Below are 19,452 nucleotides of genomic sequence, written 5' to 3' on the forward strand. Positions count from 1 at the left end.
TGTTTCACATGCCTTCTGGTCGTTCTCCGAAGTACTTTTCATAAATATCGCCGTACGTGCCGTTTTCCATGAGCGTCGCCAGCGCTTCATTTACTGGTTCAACGAGGTCTGAGCCTTTTGGAAAGGCAATCCCATATTCCTCACCTGTTAAACGCTCGCCTACCATTTTCATTTGCCCTTCTCCTTGCTGTTGCATGAAATACTGCACATTAGGCATGTCATATAAAACGGCATCGACATGGCCAGCAAGCAACGCTTGGTAGGCTTCTGTAATTTCAGGGTAAGCATCCACTTGCGCCTCCGTATTATCTTCTAAATACGTTTGGCTCGTCGATGACAGCCTCGTTGCCACTTTTGTGGACGAAGTGATGTCATCTATCGATTGGATCACATCATCCTCTTCTGCTACCGCAAGGACTAAGCCCGATTCATAATAAGGGTCGGAAAAATCAATGTTTTCTTTACGTTCTTCAGTAATGGTCATCCCATTAATGGCAGCGTCATAACTTCCTTGTTCAATCCCTGACAACGCCCCGGAAAAATCCATTTGCTGAAATTCAACAGCAAAACCAGCTTCTTCAGCGATCGCTTTCATTAATTCGATGTCAAAGCCTGTTAGTTCATTTGTCTCTAAATCAATAAATTCAAATGGGACAAAATTATTATCGGTAGCCACTTGGTAAGTCTCAACATTGTCACCATCCGCCCCGCCTGTATGGTCGCTCGCCCCTGTTTCACTATTATTACAAGCTGCGAGGACGAGAACAGCACTTGCTACAAAGGCAGTCCCTAATCGTATGGTCATAGCCATCCCCCTTTTTCTTTTTTTCTGTTAATTATGCTAGTTTAGCATGTTGGTACTGTTAGTACAAAAGCGTTTATCCTTGTTCTCCCTCGGTGAGCACAAGCATGGTTAAGGAATACCTCGCTTTTCTAGTTCATTCGCTATTTAGCAGCCAATAAACCCCTCATTCATATGATATAATTCTACAAAAAACAGGCGGTGGCCGTAATTGGTGTTTAAAAGCGAAAAAGGAATCACTTATTCAGTGATCATGTATTCCCTCATGATCGTATTAAGCATTGATATTGTCTTTGACTTGAATGTAGCCGCTTTCCCAGTGCAAAACGCTTTTATAAAAAAGCCAGTATTGGTACTGTTTTTGCTCCTGATTGGTTCGATATTTTTCAGGACAAAGTATGTCCTTAAACCAAAGTCAAAAACCATCGTCGTTGTGTTTGGTTTTTATAAGAAAACAATCAACATCAATACGATTAACGCGATGAGGTTTACAAAGGATTTTTTCGCTTCCCCTGCGCTCTCAAGCAACAAAATTGAAATCGAATACAGTCACTCTAATCTTATTCGAATTTCTCCTAAAGAGAAGCAGTTATTCATAGAACAAGTGAAAAGGATCAATCCTGGTATAAACATAAAGCAAACAAAAAGAAAGTAATAGGATGCTAAAAATCCAGTTCGTCGACGAATCTCTAAGACTGGCTCAACGTTAAAAATCGTTTTCGACTGGGGCGGCTTATCTACCTATGCTTAAAAACCAATCACCTAGCCTGATAAAAAATGAGAGCGTTAGGCTATAAGCCGAGGTTGGGAACGATCTGTTCCCAACCTCTTTACCCATTATTGCGCAATTTAAAACAAACCACTTTCTGTTCTGTCATCTCTAATATAGAAAACTTTACCCCTTCTCGCCCTAATCCTGATTGCTTTGTTCCTCCAAACGGCATCGCATCAATACGGAAATCGGAGCTATCATTGACCATGACACCGCCTGCTTCCAGCTCTCGAATTGCCTGAAAAACAGCATTCATATTCTCTGTAAATAAGCCAGCGTGCAAGCCATATTCCGATTGGTTGGCCCTTTCAATTCCCTCTGCAAGAGACTTGATCTTATAAAGCAAGACCACTGGCCCAAAAATTTCTTCTTTAGCGAGCATGCACTCATCTGGAACGTTTTCAAGAACCGTTGGTTCATAAAAAGCGCCGCTCCGCTTGCCTCCGCATAAAAGGACTGCGCCCATCCGCAGGGCGTCGTCTACCATGAACGCAACACGCTTTGCTTCTTTTTCAGATATAAGGGGTCCCATATCGGTCTTTTCAGATAGTTTCTCACCCATCATGTAAGCACAGGACTGTTTGACAAACAGATCTTTAAAGTGGTCATAAACCTCTGCATGGACGTACAAGCGCTGCACGCCTATGCAGTTTTGCCCCGCTGCCCAGAAGGCACCGCTCACATTTGCTTTTACTGCGTCTTCAATCTGGGCATCTTCGAGGACGATGACTGGTGAATTAGAGCCAAGTTCCATGCTTTTTTTCTTCAAACCTGCCTTTTTGGCAATTTCAAGTCCAGCCTCTATTCCCCCTGTGAAGGAAACCATTCGCACGTCAGAATGGGTGATGAGCACATCGCCAACTTCACTGCCCAATCCGGTCATAACGGACAGAATCCCTTTTGGCAATCCTGCATCCATAAAGGCTTCGGCTAACAAGAGTGCGCTTAATGGCGTTGCTGTTGCCGGTTTTAACACAATCGCATTGCCTGCAGCAATAGCTGGGCCAATCTTATGGGCGACCAAATTCAGAGGGTCGTTAAACGGCGTAATGGCGCCAATGATGCCAAGAGGATGTCGTTCATAATAACCAAAGCGCCCTGTTCCCCCTGGGGACTGGTCAAACGGAATTGTTTCACCCGTTACGCGCCGTGCTTCCTCTGCACATAATCGCAATGTCTCGACACACCGACCCGTCTCCTTCCGCGCTTCGCGAATCGTTTTGCTTCCTTCTGTAGCAATGGTACGTGCAAATCGTTCTTTGTGGGCTTCAACAAAATCGGCAGCTCGATTTAAAATCGCCATTCGCTTGTAAACAGGAAGAGCAGCCGATGCTTTCGCCCCCTCCTTTGCACGAGCAATCGCCTGCTCCATATCTGTTTTTGACGCTTTTGGGACAAGCGCGACCAACTGATCATTTTCTGGATTTCGGACTTCCATTGTCTCGGTCCGGTCTACCCATTCGCCTGCGAGCAACATTTGTTGCCGCCTTAAATCCAGTTTCATTGGACCGCCTCCTTTACTGATTCGTCACTTTTCTATTCTCCTCCATAAAAAAGTGGCAATCGATCAAATCACTTAACAAGGCATAGCCAGTTTCTTTCTTGCCTGCCCCCGCACCTGTCAACGTAATATCCCCCGCTAGGTCGCAGCTGTACGTAATCGCATTCGTGGCACCATCAATTGATGAAAGGGGATGATTTGAATCAAGCAACATCGGTTTGACAGCCGCCTTCACACCGTCAGCGGTTCTTCGAATTGTGCCAAGCATTTTCCAACGCTTCCCTTGCTGTTTCGCGGTCTGAATCTCGGCAGCTGATAACGCCTTTAAACCGACCCGTTCCACATCGCCAGGCGTAAGCGCTTCTCCCATAACGGTATTGGCCAGAATGACGATTTTGTATAAAGCATCGTAGCCTTCCACATCGCTTGTCGGATCGGCTTCAGCATATCCTTTTTCCTGAGCTTGTTTTAAAGCGTCATGATAGGACATGCCGTCTTCCATCTGTGTTAACATATAATTCGTTGTCCCATTTAAAATTCCGTTCACTTCCGTAAACGTATTTCCAATGAGTGCTGTACGGGCTAAGCGTAAAGCCGGCGTTCCGCTCATAACCGTGCCTTCAAAACCAAGATAGACACCGTTTTCAGCCGCTAACTCTGACAGTTGTTTGTAAGCCATTGCTATCGGCCCTTTATTCGTCATCACTACATGCTTTTTTGCCGCAAATGCCGTTTTGCAGTGTGTGATGGCTGGTTCGCCTGTTTTGATATCCGTAAACGTCGCTTCAACTATGACATCCGCATCGGTCTGCACGATTGTCGTCATTGCATCAAGACCCCTCACAAGCGTAGCGGAATCAGGATAGCCCTCTAATGAGCCAACAGTTGCTGCCAAGTGAAGCACTTTATCGAGATCGAGACCATTTCGATCATACAATGACCCAATTTTAAAATCGGAAATCGCCACTACTTTAGGCGCCATTCCCGTTTGTTGCCTCGTTTTTTCACATTGATTGGCCAAAATTTCTGCCAGTCCTTGGCCGACAACGCCAAAACCAAGAATCGCCAATATCATGGTCGCACTCACTCCTTTTTATTTAAGGCATACGCGCATACGCCTGCCATAAGCGCTGCTCCTTTTGGAAGGCAAGCTTCATCGATTTGGAACTGTGGCGTATGCAAATCAAACTCGCCATGTCGAGGCTGGCAACCTAAGAAAAACAGCGCCGCTTTTGTCGTTTTGGCCATATGGGCAAAATCCTCACTTCCTAACCCGTAAGGCCCAGTAACAATACGATCATTTGGATAAAGATGGTGGGCCGCCTGTTTGATTAGCGCAATCGCCTCACTGTCATTTACGAGCGCCGGCTCGCCACGTTCGACTGTACATGCGCCTTCACCGCCAAACACATTGGCTATAGCAAAAGCATTGCTTACTTCTTCCGTAAGTTTTTTGCGAACATCGTCGTTGTAACAACGGATCGTGCCTTCTACTTCAACGATTTCAGGGATGACGTTGTTTGCTTTGCCGCCATGAATTTGGCCAATGCTAATCACGGCCGGTTCAAGCGGGGAGGAAAAGCGACCAGTCAGTCCGTAAATCGCCGGCAGCACTTGCGAAAGCAACCATATGGCGTCAACGCCTAAATGGGGATACGCTCCGTGCCCCCCGCTGCCTGTAATCGTCCCTTTAAATGCATCAAAGCTGGCCATGCTAGCACCGCTATGAACTTGAATCGCATTCGGGCGCAGCCAAGGACACATATGAAGCGCAAAGGCGATATCGGCTCCAGCCATCGCCCCTGCTTCTATCATATAGATAGCGCCAGTCTTCCCAGCTTCATCCATCTTCTCTTCAGCTGGCTGAAACAAAAAACGGACTGTGCCGTTTAGGAAACCTGCCTGGTGCCGCTCGCTTAATATCGTCGCTGCGCCAAGTAAAATTGCCGTATGGGCGTCATGCCCACAAGCGTGCATCGTCCCTTTTTTGATGCTAGCAAATGAATGTGGCAGTTGTTCCTCGATCGGCAATGCATCCATGTCAGCGCGCAAAACCACGGTTTTCCCTTGCTTTCCGGCAAGTTCAGCAACGACGCCATATCCACCGACTTGTTCCGTTACGACCATCCCCGGCAAACGCCGAAGCACCTGTGCCACAAAAGCAGCCGTTTCCTTTTCTTGAAAGCTACGTTCTGGATGTTTATGCAGGTGGCGGCGCCATGTCATAAGCTGATCTTGCAATTGTTCAGCTCGCTCTCGAATTCCAACAACATTCATTTTCAGACCTCAATTTTGGCAGCCTCGAATGCCTGCTTAAAGTCTGCGATGATGTCCTCTCCATCCTCAATGCCACACGACACGCGAATTAATCCTTCAGGAATGCCCATAGCTGCACGCTCTTGTGGCGTGCATTCGACATGGCTTGTTGTCCGTGCCGGTCCTACTGTCGTTTCAACCGCCCCTAAATTTGCAGCTCGATTGGCAAATGCTAGCTTTGGCAATAAGTGGCGCACTGTATCGACACCGCCAGCAACAGCAAAGCTTAGCATGCCGCCAAAACCAGACATTTGCGCTTTGGCGATTTCGTGGTTAGGGTGGTCAATGAGGCCAGGATAAAAAACGGTTTCGACTTCTTCGACCGTTTGCAAATAGGCAGCTAGCTTCTGGGCATTTTCAGCTTGGCGTTTCACTCGTAATTCAAGTGTTTTCATGCCGCGCAATATCAAATAAGCGGCCCAAGGGTCCATTGTTGCCCCGTTGATTTCCCGATAGTGGTAAATCGCTTCAATCAGAGACTCATCTAAACCGACGACAACCCCTCCAAGGGCATCTGCATGGCCACCTAAAAATTTTGTTGCGCTATGAAGAACGAGATCAGCGCCGAGTGTGAGTGGGTTTTGATTAACTGGCGTGGCAAACGTATTGTCGACGACAACAAGTGCGCCAGCTTGTTTTCCAGCTTCTGCGCAAGCGCGGATGTCAGTAATTTTTACGGTCGGATTGGTTGGCGTCTCTAAATAAACGATCGTGCAGCCTTTAGCCGTTTCTTTTTTAATTTGCTCGACATCCCCTGTTTCACAAAAAACAACCTCGATATTTAACTTTGGCAGAAATTCAGTAAAAATTTTATTGGTGCCGCCATACGTATCTTTAATTGTCACTACGCGGTCTCCTGGCCTTAAAAACGTATAAAGCGTGTTGGAAATAGCCGCCATACCGGTTGAAAAACTAGTTGCTGCATTCGCTTTTTCCAGCACTTTCACTTTATCTTCAAACGCTTGCACAGTCGGGTTTGTATTACGGCCATAAATATGGCCTTTTTTTCTGCCAACAGCCACTTCATACCATTCGTCCATATCGTCATAGCCAAAAGCCACACTCGGAATAACCGGAACTTGTGTCGCTCCGTGAACCAAATAGTCTTTTTCTCCTGCCCATACTGCTTTCGTAGCAAACTTGGCATTGTTCATTTTTGTCATGATAAGCCCTCCAATCGAATTATGAAGCAGATGCATTTGGATCATTGCTCAACAGCTGCCGCGGAAAATCGCAAAGAAGCTCACAGCCATTTTCCGTCACCCGTACCGATTCACTAATTTCGACTCCAAAGTCGTCGTACCACATGCCAGGGATAATATGGAACGTCATATTGGCTTGCAGCACCGTTTTATCTCCCTTTCGAATGCTTGCCGTATGTTCGCCCCAATCAGGTGGATAATTCAATCCAGCTGAATAGCCAATACGTGCTTCTTTTTCGAGTCCGTAGCGCCCAATTGTCTTCCTCCAGACGGCTTCCACTTCTTCGCACGTGACTCCAGGCTTCATCCATGCAAGCACTTCATTGAGCCCTTCAACGGCAATTTTGGCTATATCGACGACACGCTGCTGCGGCTTTCCAATCGTCACTGTTCTTGCGAGTGGAGCATGGTAACGTTGATAGCAGCCAGCTAACTCAATAATGACTGTATCTTCGCTAGGATAGCGTTGGTCAGACCACGTAATATGAGGAGCGCTTGTTTTTACGCCTGACGGCAAGAGTGGGACAATTGCCGGATAATCGCCACCAAACTCCTCTGTCCCGGCAATTTGTGCGTGGTATATGGCTGCAACGACATCGCTTTCCCGTGCGCCTGCATTAATGGCATTCATACCGGCATACATCGCCTTGGCCGCAATTTTGCCTGCGCATTTCATATAGTGGATTTCCATGTCTGACTTGATGATACGCACATAGTTGACAAGGTTAGTCGCGTCGACAAACCGGGCGTCAGCCAAGCGTTGCTTAAGGCGTTCATGTGCTTTTGCCGTGTAGTAATACGTATCTAATTCGACGCCAATGCGGCGGTTGCCTTGGCCAATATCTGCCAGAACTTTGGCGATAAAGTCCATCGGGTGGCGGTCATCCGATTGGACATAATGGTCAGGGTACGGAATAATCCGTTCATGCATTAACCAAGTTGTCTGCTTGGCAACGTTCGCGTCCATGCCCCGCCCAATCCAAATCGGCTGGTCCTCATCGATGAGGACGACTAGCATTTGATGAACATAAAAGCACCAGCCATTATAACCGGATAAATAATTCATATTGGCTGGGTCAGTGAGCAAAAGCACGTCAATGCCTTTTTCACTCATGCTTTCCTTTGTTTTTGCCAAGCGGACCTGATACTCCTCCAATGTGAACGGGAACATGTAAACCAGCCTCCTTTTGAGTAGGTCATTCGTTTCTTTCATTCTACTCATAAGCAGAAGCTATGCAATATTTTGAATGTATGAAAATTCGATCGCTTCTGTAGACATTTTGACGAATCCATCGTGTGACTGGCCATCAATCTGAAAAAGATGGCGTTTCTTACCCGCCATCATCCCTCAAGAAAAAGATAACTCTTATCCAAGAATGTTAGTAGATACTCCTACTATCAGGGTTAACTTATAAACGTAAAAACTCCAACATAAATACAAAAACCAGAAAGAACAAATACAAAGCAAGCTAAAAATGGTCTCTCTTTTTTAAACTCCGAAAGACCAATCGTCAAAATCATCAACCCACTGAAGAGTGTAGCTAAGGGCAGCAAATCATAGGGACGATTTAAACACAAGTCCACCAAAAGGGGATAAGCCTACACGATTCGAATGACACAGGAAGACGGGCATGGCGTTCATTACTCTAGATTGCCGTTTCTGTTTGCTTTAAACGATCTGTTGTTTTATTCGGATGACGGTATATAATTGATTTTCCAAGTAAAGTTAAGATAATCGATAGGAGCGGTACAGTGAAATTTAATATAGCGTATGGTGCATATTGAAAAGCATGTACGCCTAATGTAGCAAAGATAAATACCCCACATGTATTCCATGGAACAAAAACAGACGTCAATGTCCCTCCATCTTCTACTGCGCGCGATAAGTTTTTCGAATGCAACTGTTGGTCTTCGTACGATTTTGCATACATTCTAGCCGGAACAACGATCGAAATATATTGTTCCGAACAAGAAACATTGGTGGCAAAACTGGAAAGAACCGTAGTGATAATTAAACGTTTAGCTGTCTTTGCCAATTTTAAAATTTGCTGAACAATTGCCTGGAGCATGCCAGTGTTTTCAAGTATGCCTCCAAACGTCATCGCCACAATCGTTAAAGAGACGGTGTACATCATGGCCTCAATTCCACCGCCGTTGAATAGTTCATCTATCATATGATTACCTGTGTCAATCACGTATCCGTTCTGAAGTGTAGAGACAGCAATACTCCATGCATCTCCTTGGACATAGATTTGACTGAAAAATCCTAATACGATTCCTACAACCAATGCTGGAATAGCTGGCACTTTAAACATCACGAATACGATTACCGCTAGTGGTACAATTAATAGCCAAGGAGAGAGCACAAAGTTTTCTTGAAGTGAAGCCATGGTTCTTTCTATGTCAGCAAAACTGGCTGTATTTCTCTCTACCTCGTTTCTGCCAAGAAACCAATAAACAATTAGCGAGATCAGAAATGCAGGAATCGTGGACACAAGCATAAATTTAATATGTTCAAACAAGTCTGTCCCAGTTAAGCCAGCAGCAAGATTCGTTGTATCGGATAATGGCGAAAGTTTATCCCCAAAATACGCTCCTGAGATCACCGCCCCAGCGACCATTGCTGCCGGTATTCCCATACTTAAGCCAATCCCCATGCCAGCTACGCCAATCGTTGCCATCGTAGACCATGAACTGCCAATCGACAGAGACACAGCAGCGCATATGACACAGATCGAAACTAAAAAGAAAGACGGACTCATTATTTTTAATCCGTAAAAGACCATTGTTGCTACAATTCCCCCGCCTATCCATGCACCGATCGTTAATCCGACAAGAATAATAATGACAACGGCTGGTAAAGCAAGTTTAATCCCTTTATACATGCTTTCTTCAATATCTTTCCATTTGAAACCTGCTTTTATCGCAATTAATGCAGCTACAGCGGTTCCAATCATCAATGGAATATGGGGGTCTCCTTCTAACCCCACGATTGTCACAGCCATTGCTGTAATCATGATAATGAGTGGCAACAGTGCTAACCAAAACGAAATGTCTTTCTTCATTTTTCTCCCCCTTGTATGTCCCTGACCAACAGGCAAGCGCTTACATTTATGTAGAAAGTATAATAAGAGCTACGCCCATCCCCTAAAATGTGCAGCTTCAGCTGTTTTTCGAATACCGACAATATAAGAAGCGAGTCGCATGTTTACTTGATGTTTTTCGGCTGTTGCAAATACTTTATTCATCGAAGTAATAAGTACGTCACGCATACGATCAGTAACTTCCTCTTTCGTCCAGTAAAATCCTTGGTTATTTTGCACCCATTCAAAATAAGATACGGTTACTCCTCCAGCACTTGCAAGTACATCAGGAATGATTAAAATTCCTCTTTTACTTAAGATTTCTGTTGCTTCCCATGTTGTCGGGCCATTAGCTGCTTCGACAATAATGGACGCTTGAATGTTTGCAGCGTTATCGGCTGTTAGTTGATTAGCGATCGCCGCTGGAACTAAAATATCACATTCTTTTTCCAGCAATTCTTTATTGGAAATTCGATTATGAAATAAATTTGTTACCGAACCAAAACGATCACGACGTTCCAGCAAATAGTCAATATCTAATCCTCCAACATTATATAAAGCACCATGGGCATCGGAAATGCCAACGATTCTAGCTCCTTTTTCCTTCAAAAACTTAGCAAGAAAACTGCCTGCGTTTCCAAACCCTTGGATAATAATTCGAGCATCTTTCAACTCCAAGCCTGTTTTTCGTGCAGCTTCCTCAATGCATATGGTGACGCCTTTTGCCGTTGCTGTTTCCCGACCATGGGATCCACCAAGGACAAGTGGTTTCCCGGTAATAAATCCAGGGGAGTCAAATTCACGGATATGGCTATATTCATCCATCATCCATGCCATAATTTGTGCGTTTGTAAATACATCTGGCGCCGGAATATCTTTTGTCGGGCCAACAATTTGACTAATCGCTCGCACATACCCACGACTTAATCGCTCAATTTCACCTAAAGACATTACACGAGGATCGCAAATAATGCCGCCTTTCCCCCCACCATAAGGCAAGTCTACAATTCCAGCTTTTAAGCTCATCCACATCGATAATGCTTTTACTTCTGTTTCATTGACTTCTGGATGAAAACGCACTCCGCCTTTGGTCGGGCCAACAGCATCATTGTGCTGGGCCCGATAGCCTGTAAATACTTTTGTTTTTCCATTATCCATTCGGATCGGAATACGAACCGTTAGCATGCGTATTGGTTCTTTTAATAATTCATACATTCCATCTGAATAGCCTAGATAGCCAACTGCTTCTTTAATAATTTTCTGTGTTGATTGAAAAAGATCTAATTGGGCTTGCTCCCCTTTTGCTTGAATATGCTCTTTTACTGCTTCCATTTGTCACACCTCATTTAACATGCTTCCTTTTTTGATAGAACATGGTTTATTTTTTCGATAGCCCAATCTAATTCTTCTTTTGTGATGACGAGCGGGGGAGCAAACCGGATCGTGTTTTCATGTGTTTCTTTGCATAATACCCCTGCTTCTTTCAACTGTTCACAATACTGACGGACAGGATGATTGAACTCAACACCGATAAATAATCCTCGTGCTCGAACGGCTGTTAAATCATCATTATCAATTGCCCGTAAAGCTGTTGTGAAATACTCCCCTAATTCTAACGATTTTTTCGCTAAATTTTCTTCCTCAATTACTTCAATTGCAGCTAGAGAAACGGCACAAGCTAACGGATTTCCGCCAAAAGTAGATCCATGTGAACCTGGCGTAAATACATCCATAATGTCTTTGTCAGCAGCAATAGCCGATATTGGAAAAACGCCGCCCCCCAATGCTTTTCCCATTACATAAATATCAGGAACGACATTTTCCCATTCACACGCAAACATCTTTCCAGTTCGTGCAAAACCTGTTTGCACTTCATCGGCAATAAAGAGAATATCGTTTTCCGTACAGAGATCACGAACGGCTTGTAAGTAACCTTCAGGCGGGATAATGATGCCTGCTTCTCCTTGAATTGGCTCTACAATCACAGCCGCTGTATTAGGCGTAATTGCTTCACGAATGGCTTCCACATTCCCATACGCTACCTTTTTTATCCCTGGTACAAAAGGACCGTAATGTTTGGTCGCTCCTGGATCATTCGACAAGGAGATCGCATTTAATGTCCGCCCATGAAAATTGCCTTTGGCTGCAATAATTTCTGCTTTATTGTCTTCTACTCCTTTGACTTCATAAGCCCAGCGACGAGCTGCTTTAATCGCTGTCTCAACCGCTTCTACCCCTGTATTCATCGGCAACACTTTGTCTTTTCCTGTCAATTCCGCGATACGCTTGGTCCATCGGCCAAGCTGGTCATTATGAAAAGCACGGGAAGTCAATGTTACTTTATCGGCCTGTTCCTTTAATGCCTGGATGATCTTTGGATGGCGATGTCCCTGGTTCAAAGCTGAATAAGCGCTAAGCATATCCATGTATTTATTTCCTTCAGGATCCTTCACCCACACTCCTTCTGCCTCGGCAATAACAACTGGCAGCGGATGATAGTTATGCGCCCCATAAGCATTTGTTTGTTCAATAATGTGACCTGATTTTACAATCGTCATAAAAAATTCCTCCTTTTAAGTTATCAATCACAATCGTTTCTATTTTGTACTCACTGTTTTATATGCAAACTTCATGCCAAACGATAAATCCAGATGCTGAAACGGTTTTAACAAGATTGCAGAAAAAATTTTTTGCAGCATTAAAAGAACACACAAAAAAAATTTTTGCACTTTATCGCTTTATCGATTACACTCACTTTTAAAGGAGGGGTATTTTGAAAAAAAATAAAACACAAAAAAATGTAGCGCAAATGAATCATCTATATCAAATGCTAGTAGACGAAATAAATGTTGGTATCCACGTTATTGACCAAAATGGACATACGATTATATACAATAAAAAAATGATGGAAATCGAATCGATGGTAGATACCGATGTGCTCCATAAAAATCTTTTAGAGGTTTTTACATTTCACGAGAATGAACGCAGTACACTTGTACAAGCATTAAAGACAGGGAAAGTAACGAAGGATGTCAAACAAACGTATTTTAATAATAAAGGGGAAGAAATCACAACCATTAACAATACCTTTCCTTTTATCGAAAATGGGGAAATTACAGCTGCTGTGGAAATTGCGAAAGATATTACCCAGCTGGATCATGTCATTAAGAAAAACGTGCTGCGAAAAAGAGAAAGTCATTATACCTTTGAGCAAATTATCGGCAACAGCCAAGCATTTTTAGCAGTTGTAGAAGAAGCAAAACGAGCCGCCCGCACGTCGTCTTCTGTGCTAATCGTTGGGGAAACAGGGACGGGGAAAGAGTTATTTGCCCAAAGCATTCACTATGCCAGCCCAAGATCACACGCCCCTTTTCTAGCACAGAATTGCGCAGCGATCCCTGAAAATTTAATGGAAAGTTTATTATTTGGCACGAAAAAAGGAGCATTTACTGGGGCACTGGATACGCCAGGCTTATTCGAGCAAGCTGATGGCGGAACGTTGCTTCTGGACGAAATAAATTCTCTCGATCCAGCTCTGCAAGCGAAATTATTACGCGTTATTCAGGAAAAAACCATCCGTCGAATCGGCGATACCAAAGACAAAAAAGTCGATGTTCGAATTATTGCTACGATTAATGAAGATCCGATAGATATGATTGCAAAGAATCGCTTACGCAAAGATTTGTACTATCGCCTCAGTGTCGTCACTTTATTTATCCCGCCATTGCGCGAAAGAAAAGAAGACATTCTTCCACTTATCGAGGAATTCATTCACAAGTACAACACGCTATTTCAGATGAATGTAAAGACGATTAGTGAAGAGGCAAAAGCGATTCTGTTCCAGCACGATTGGCCGGGAAATGCGCGAGAACTTGAACATACGATTGAAGGCACAATGAATTTAATTAGTGATGAAACAGAGATTCACATACACAACCTGCCGTTTCGATTACGCAATCGCTATCAGAAAGAAGGTAAAGACACGGAAACAGGCAACGTGCCTACAAAAACATTACAAGAAAAAATGGCAGAGATCGAAAAGCTCTATATTTTACAAGCGTTAAGAGAAAACAACAACAACGTTTCCCAAACTGCAAAAATTCTTGGCATGAGCAGACAAAATCTCCAATATCGGCTGAAAAAGTTTCACCTTTCATTGAAGTAATTACGTTGCCCTACAGTCATCCACCAGTTCGTGTGTGAACTTAGCGATACGAAGAGGCGGCAAAGTGGCCATCCCCGACAGGAGATACGCTCGCCTCTCCATGGAAAGCCCGTGTAATACAGATGGTGGTCGAACAACGTTGCAATTAGTCAGACTGATTGCAAGTGCCTATCAGATGAGAAAATATAGGTATAAACAGTAGTTTAGTGCAATGGAACAACAGTTTTAAAGCATTGCGTGAAGCAACGGTCTAAGAGTTAGGCGTTTGCATGTGGTGTTGGATCATCGATATGCGAATGCTAAGATCAAGCAAAAAGACATCATCCGGATTCGCCAGAGATAAATGAGTCAGCGCCTCAATTTTCCGAAGCCGATATAGCAGTGATTGGCGGTGCAAATGAAGAAAGCGCGCTGTCTGCGTCACTTTGTTTTGGTTTCTTTGGTATGCGACAAATGTGCCGACTAAGTCCATTTGCCTTTGCTCATCGTAGGCAAACAACGGTGCTGCATAATCTAACACGAGGCTTCGCAGTTCTGGCTCTTGCCCAATTTTATAAAGGACACGGTCAATGCGCGTATCTGTATAAAAAATCCGGCTTCCTTGCCCTTTTCTGCCGATGCCGAGCAATAATGCCTGTTTCGCTTCTTGATACCGGTCTTCAAATGCATAGGTGTTTATTTGCTGGTCACCAATTCCCCACGTTATTTCGACGTCGGGAAGCAAATGGGCCAAACGGCGATCAAGCAAGTCAAGAAAACCATTGACTATCGTCTGGTAATCATCACAGGGAACAGCTAAATAGATCAATAGCTGCCCATCCATAAACGTCGACATCGTTTCCCGTTCAACGGTTACGCCTGCATAGTAGATCTCTTCCTCGATATAATGGACCATGCTTAGTTGCCAGTCTTTAAAGGAGGCTACTTGATCAGAACGGCTATACAGCTCTTCCATATTGTGCAGCATTCCTACTATCGCGATATATGGAACGGAAACCTCATATCCTAGCGCTTCAGCCCGTGTTTTAAGTTGTGCTTCCGTTTCAATCGAACCGTGGGACAAGTCGGCGACGAAATGATTGCGCATACGTGCTTCCGTTTCTTGCACTGTGTTCTCTTGCAGAAACCAAAATGCAGCGGCTGTCCCGGCATGTTCAAGCAATATAAAGGCTGTCGCTAGGTCGCTTGAAGCCATTTTATCTCTATTGACGGCAAATACATACCCTTGAATCTGCTCATTTGCTTGGATGATCGGCAATATATGGACGTCTGTGCCATCTGTATGGAGCGTTTGGATTTTTCGTTCAAGGGGGTGGTGCTCACTTTCCTGGTCGCTTGTGCGCATTTGTTTATACACTTGACTAACTAGGCCTGCTACCGGTTCAGCCCCATGGCTTTTCCCTTTTATTCGCCCTTGGGCATCCGTGATGACAATGGGTACGGCAGCATAGCCAGCAACATGTTCAGCTAGAGCAGACAAGTGGTTCCCAGCAAGCATTAAAGACAAGAGTTCCTGCTGTACCTTTTGGGTAAATTGCCAATCGTCCTGCTTTGAATCAACAAGCTTGGCGGTAACTGCTTGTGTAATGTCAGCAAAGCGGATCTCCCATGGCAAAAAAAGAATCGGAAACTGCGCATTCTCTGCAAGGGCGCGGACATCTTCGGACAATTCGAACACAAACCGGCCGATCGCAACCGCAAGCCCCGACGCTTCCGACTTAATCACATCTTGCACAAAGGAATAAAACGCCTTCGGCTCTTGGGTGCAGCCGATGCCAGTCGTAAGGACAAGCTCATTTTGCCTGATAAAGTTTTCCACTGGTGCTTCCGTAATCGACACCCATTCGACTTGTCGGTAAGGCAACTGTTCTTGTGCAGTCTTAATGATAGCAGGCTTCATAATGTCCAATTCCATTACTTGCGCCAATGTAATCTTCATTCAACCCACCCCCATTTGGAATCGTTACCGATATAAATCGGGCCGCCTGCTTGAAAACACCGGCACTCTCTCCCGCACTTCAGCAGCTTTGCTAAAATCAACTTTACATTGAAGCCATTCTTCTTCAGTGCCGCTGCCTTCGACGATAATTTCCCCCCACGGGTCAATTACCATCGATGTGCCTGCATAAGCAGTTCCATTGTGGCTGCCGACGCTATTGCAAGAAAGGAGATAAAACTGATTTTCAATTGCTCTGGCTTGCTGCAATGCCTTCCAGTGCATCGCACGCGCTAACGGCCATTCAGCAACAATAAAAAGCACTTCTGCCCCTTCTAATGCAAGACGGCGCGCTAACTCGGGAAAACGCAAATCATAGCAAATCAGGACCGCCATTTTGACACCATCTAATTCAAATAAGGCAGGTGGCACGCTTCCGCCTTGCATGTAAGCAGGTTCATTCAGCATAGGGACAAGGTGGACTTTGTCGTACGTGTAGACAAGCTTGCCCTGCGCATCGATGACAAGCGCTGTATTGTAAATGCCGCCGTCTTTCTTTGTTGCAATCGAACCGGCGACCATATGAATGCGATGCGTTCGCGCGAGTTGTTGCAAAAATGCAATCGTCTCCTTTCCCTCTTCTTCCGCCAGTTCGCCAAGGTCCTCAAGCTGATACCCAGTCGTCCATAATTCAGGCAACACGATCGTAAGCGGCCGCTCTTGTTGCTCGCGGCATAGTTGCTCAACCCACGTTTTAACACGTTCTCGGTTCTGGCCTGGCTTTCCTGCTAATACTTCCATTTGGAAAACAGCGACATGCATCGTTTTTAGCTCCTTTGTAAAAAGCTGCAGCACGAGCACGCTGCAGCTTTCTTTTTCTTTATGAAAGAACGTTCACATTACCCATATATGGCCGCAGTGCTTCCGGGATGACAATGGAGCCATCTTCTTGCTGGTAATTTTCAAGAATGGCCGCTACCGTACGGCCAACCGCTACCCCTGAACCATTGAGCGTATGGACATACTCAGGCTTGCTTTTTGGATCGCGACGGAATTTGATATTGGCACGCCTTGCTTGGAAGTCACCAATATTGGAGCACGAAGAAATTTCACGATACGTATTGGCGCTCGGCATCCATACTTCCAAATCGTACGTTTTCGTAGAGGCAAAGGTCAAATCTCCTGTACACAACGTAACGACCCGGTAAGGCAATCCTAAGCGCTTCAACACGTTTTCAGCGTGTGTTGTCATGATTTCGAGCTGGTTGTTGGAATCCTCCGGCAATGAAAAACGAACAAGCTCTACTTTGTTAAATTGGTGTTGGCGAATGAGCCCCCGTGTATCGCGACCAGCAGAACCAGCTTCAGAGCGGAAATTCGTGCTGTAGGCGTTATAAGCAATCGGGAGCTGCTCTCCTTGCAGCACTTCCCCGCGATGCAAGTTCGTGACCGGCACTTCTGCAGTCGGGATCAAAAAATAATCTTCTTCGCTAATTTTAAAAACATCTTCCTCAAATTTAGGCAACTGCCCTGTGCCAATCATACTTGCGCGATTGACGATATAAGGAGGCAGCACTTCCGTATAGCCATGCTCAGTTGCATGCATATCCATCATAAAATTAATGAGCGCTCGTTCTAAGCGTGCCCCGAGCCCTTTATAAACTGTAAACCGGCTACCTGTCACTTTTGCGGCACGCTCAAAATCAAGAATATCGAGCGCTGTTCCCAGTTCCCAATGAGGCCGCGGCTCAAACGAAAAGTCAGGCACTTCTCCCCATTTACGCTCTTCCCGGTTATCCTCTTCCGATTCGCCATAAGGGATGTCTTCCTGTGGGATATTCGGAATTGTGAGCAAGAGCGCTTCTAATTCCGTTTCGATGCTGCGGAGCTGCTCATCTTGCTCTTTAATCCGTTCTGAGACTTGTTTCATTTCCGCAATGAGCGAATCAGCATCTTTTTTGTCTCTTTTTAGGGCAGCAATTTGCTCAGATACGTCATTTCGTTTGCTTTTTAGCTCTTCGACTTCCTGTATCATTGTGCGGCGTGAAGCATCCAATTGAGAGAAGCGTTCAAGCCCCTCTATCGTGCCGTTACGTCTTTCTAGCTGCGCTTTCACGCCCTCAAAATCGCTGCGCAATTTTTTCACGTCTAACATCTAAACGACCTCCTCGTTACTCCTATCCATTTTACCAAAATTCATAGGAGAAAGAAAAGCACACAAGCAGGGCATACGCCCTGCTTGTGATCGACTGTCCGTTGTTTTCTTATCCCTTGATGCTATTTGTCCATTAGCTTAAATTTAACTGAACCAACCGCTAATGGTGTCAGAAACGCTGGACCATAAATTTGAAAAGAAACCGCCAATTCCTCTCATCGACATAGTGAACCAGCCTGCTTCCTCCACATCTGCTGCTGCAACGAGTTCAATCCCGCTTTGCTGGCTGCCTGGAAGATATTCAACTGGCTCGTCCATGATGACTTTTAATGTCCCCACCGTTTCTCCCTCTTCTATAGGAGCGACAAGTTCTCCGTTTTCATTCGTTTTGCTTTCATCCAGTTCAATTTCAACGGAGTAGTTTTCGTTCTGCCCTTTTCCGAGCATAAAAGTTAAATCGCGGTCAGTCACGAGTTGGATTTCTTTTTCTTTCCCGCGCGCTACAGGAACGACACCGCCTTCCGGTTCCGTTCCAGCATCCATGATCCGGTGCTCTTCAAATTGATTAAACCCGTAATCGAGCAGTTTTTTCGTCTCGTTAAAACGGTCATCCCGGGTATCTGTTCCCATTACTACAGTAATGAGACGGACACCATCACGTTCAGCCGTTGCCGTAAAACTATTGCCTGCAGCATCCGTATATCCTGTTTTCAGGCCATCTACCCCTTCATAATAATGGGGGCTGTTTGGTAGCATCCAGTTCCAATTTTGCATGTCAATTTTTTCTTCTGGCCCTGAATCAAATACAGCTTCAGGCACACTTGCCGTATCAAGCACTTCAGGGAAATCTTTCAACAAATGATACGCAAGTTGTGCAACAGAACGGGCAGAAAGCGTCGTTTCCCCGTCGGCTGGCGTCCCCTCTGGATGCTCACCTTGCAAGTCAGCATTGTTTAGGCCACTCGCGTTAATAAACTCATACTTTTCGAGCCCTAGCTCTTCTGCTTTTTCATTCATTTTGGCGACAAACTGAGCTTCCGTACCAGCCACATGCTCAGCTAACGCCATCGTCGAAGCATTTGCCGAATAAATCGCCATTGATTCATACAGATCTTTTACGGTATACGTATAATCCTGGCGCAATGGAACATTGGATAGCTCTCTTTGGTGGGATAATGGAAGCAAATGATCGGTTATCGTTACTTCATCTTCCCAAGAGATGTCACCATTGGCGATTGATTCAAGCACTATGTACTCGGTCATCATTTTTGTCATGCTGGCAATCGCCAATTGCTCATCGCTATTTTGTTCAAATAAAATTTGTCCAGTATCGGCATTAACGACAATCGCTGCACTGGCATCTACTGTTAAAGACTGCGCATTCGCAGGCTTAATTGGTCCTAGTACGAAAGCAAGCATAGCCAATGCAGCCATAATACGCATTGTCCAGCTTGGTAAACCCTTTTGTTTCACCTTTACACCCCCGCTTGTATAACACACATTTGCTATTTTAACATGGT

General features: G+C 44.9%; 16 protein-coding genes. 2 read left to right on the forward strand and 14 right to left on the reverse strand.

The features are described 5' to 3' along the window. Positions 1-4: 4 nt before the first annotated feature. Entirely contained in the window at positions 5-805 is an 801-nt protein-coding gene (locus tag BC8716_RS06450; RefSeq protein WP_094424388.1) for a transporter substrate-binding domain-containing protein, read from the reverse strand. Positions 806-1,016: 211 nt separating this feature from the next. Between BC8716_RS06450 and BC8716_RS06455 the strand changes: the two genes are divergently transcribed. Continuing rightward, positions 1,017-1,457: a PH domain-containing protein gene (locus tag BC8716_RS06455; RefSeq protein ID WP_255222709.1), complete on the forward strand. Its 441-nt coding sequence runs from the start codon at positions 1,017-1,019 to the stop codon at positions 1,455-1,457. A gap of 175 nt (positions 1,458-1,632) precedes the next feature. Here the strand turns inward: BC8716_RS06455 and BC8716_RS06460 are convergent, their stop codons facing one another. From BC8716_RS06460 to BC8716_RS06500, 9 genes are all read right to left on the reverse strand, one after another. After that, complete coding sequence (locus tag BC8716_RS06460) at positions 1,633-3,078, reverse strand: aldehyde dehydrogenase family protein (protein WP_094424390.1); 1,446 nt, start codon at positions 3,076-3,078, stop codon at positions 1,633-1,635. 13 nt (positions 3,079-3,091) lie between these two features. Next, complete coding sequence (locus BC8716_RS06465; RefSeq protein ID WP_094424391.1) at positions 3,092-4,150, reverse strand: homoserine dehydrogenase; 1,059 nt, start codon at positions 4,148-4,150, stop codon at positions 3,092-3,094. 8 nt (positions 4,151-4,158) lie between these two features. Further along, a complete protein-coding gene (locus BC8716_RS06470; RefSeq protein ID WP_094424392.1) occupies positions 4,159-5,352 on the reverse strand; it encodes a M20 metallopeptidase family protein in 1,194 nt (397 codons plus the stop codon). 2 nt (positions 5,353-5,354) lie between these two features. Further along, positions 5,355-6,554, reverse strand: a complete 1,200-nt coding sequence (locus BC8716_RS06475) for a cystathionine gamma-synthase family protein (protein WP_176471836.1) — start codon at positions 6,552-6,554, stop codon at positions 5,355-5,357. A gap of 19 nt (positions 6,555-6,573) precedes the next feature. Continuing rightward, a complete protein-coding gene (locus tag BC8716_RS06480; protein ID WP_094424393.1) occupies positions 6,574-7,764 on the reverse strand; it encodes a M24 family metallopeptidase in 1,191 nt (396 codons plus the stop codon). Between the two features lie 233 nt (positions 7,765-7,997). Then, the gene (locus BC8716_RS06485) at positions 7,998-8,177 is read right to left on the reverse strand and encodes a YczI family protein (RefSeq protein ID WP_257253376.1); all 180 of its coding nucleotides are present in this window, start codon (positions 8,175-8,177) and stop codon (positions 7,998-8,000) included. A 62-nt stretch (positions 8,178-8,239) separates the two neighbouring features. Beyond that, a complete protein-coding gene (gene nhaC / locus BC8716_RS06490; protein ID WP_094424395.1) occupies positions 8,240-9,658 on the reverse strand; it encodes a Na+/H+ antiporter NhaC in 1,419 nt (472 codons plus the stop codon). A 69-nt stretch (positions 9,659-9,727) separates the two neighbouring features. Beyond that, positions 9,728-11,008: a Glu/Leu/Phe/Val family dehydrogenase gene (locus BC8716_RS06495; RefSeq protein ID WP_094424396.1), complete on the reverse strand. Its 1,281-nt coding sequence runs from the start codon at positions 11,006-11,008 to the stop codon at positions 9,728-9,730. 14 nt (positions 11,009-11,022) lie between these two features. Then, positions 11,023-12,234 (reverse strand): ornithine--oxo-acid transaminase, encoded by a 1,212-nt coding sequence (locus BC8716_RS06500; RefSeq protein ID WP_094424397.1) that lies wholly within the window; start codon positions 12,232-12,234, stop codon positions 11,023-11,025. A 251-nt stretch (positions 12,235-12,485) separates the two neighbouring features. Between BC8716_RS06500 and BC8716_RS06505 the strand changes: the two genes are divergently transcribed. Next, positions 12,486-13,841: a sigma-54 interaction domain-containing protein gene (locus tag BC8716_RS06505; RefSeq protein WP_094429185.1), complete on the forward strand. Its 1,356-nt coding sequence runs from the start codon at positions 12,486-12,488 to the stop codon at positions 13,839-13,841. A gap of 250 nt (positions 13,842-14,091) precedes the next feature. Here BC8716_RS06505 and BC8716_RS06510 read toward each other — a convergent pair whose 3' ends face one another. From BC8716_RS06510 to BC8716_RS06525, 4 genes are all read right to left on the reverse strand, one after another. Further along, positions 14,092-15,780 carry a PucR family transcriptional regulator gene (locus tag BC8716_RS06510; protein WP_094424398.1) on the reverse strand — a complete coding sequence of 563 codons (1,689 nt, stop codon included), beginning with the start codon at positions 15,778-15,780 and terminating at the stop codon, positions 14,092-14,094. Positions 15,781-15,804: 24 nt separating this feature from the next. After that, the gene (locus tag BC8716_RS06515; protein ID WP_169715918.1) at positions 15,805-16,599 is read right to left on the reverse strand and encodes a carbon-nitrogen family hydrolase; all 795 of its coding nucleotides are present in this window, start codon (positions 16,597-16,599) and stop codon (positions 15,805-15,807) included. Positions 16,600-16,657: 58 nt separating this feature from the next. Then, on the reverse strand, positions 16,658-17,932 hold the full coding sequence (gene serS, locus BC8716_RS06520; protein ID WP_094424399.1) for a serine--tRNA ligase: 1,275 nt from the start codon (positions 17,930-17,932) through the stop codon (positions 16,658-16,660). A gap of 144 nt (positions 17,933-18,076) precedes the next feature. Next, positions 18,077-19,375, reverse strand: coding sequence for a D-alanyl-D-alanine carboxypeptidase family protein (locus BC8716_RS06525; RefSeq protein ID WP_222869329.1), 1,299 nt, complete (start codon positions 19,373-19,375; stop codon positions 18,077-18,079). Between the last annotated feature and the right edge of the window lie 77 nt (positions 19,376-19,452).

The organism is Shouchella clausii (assembly GCF_002250115.1).
Lineage (GTDB): Bacteria > Bacillota > Bacilli > Bacillales > Bacillaceae_D > Shouchella > Shouchella clausii.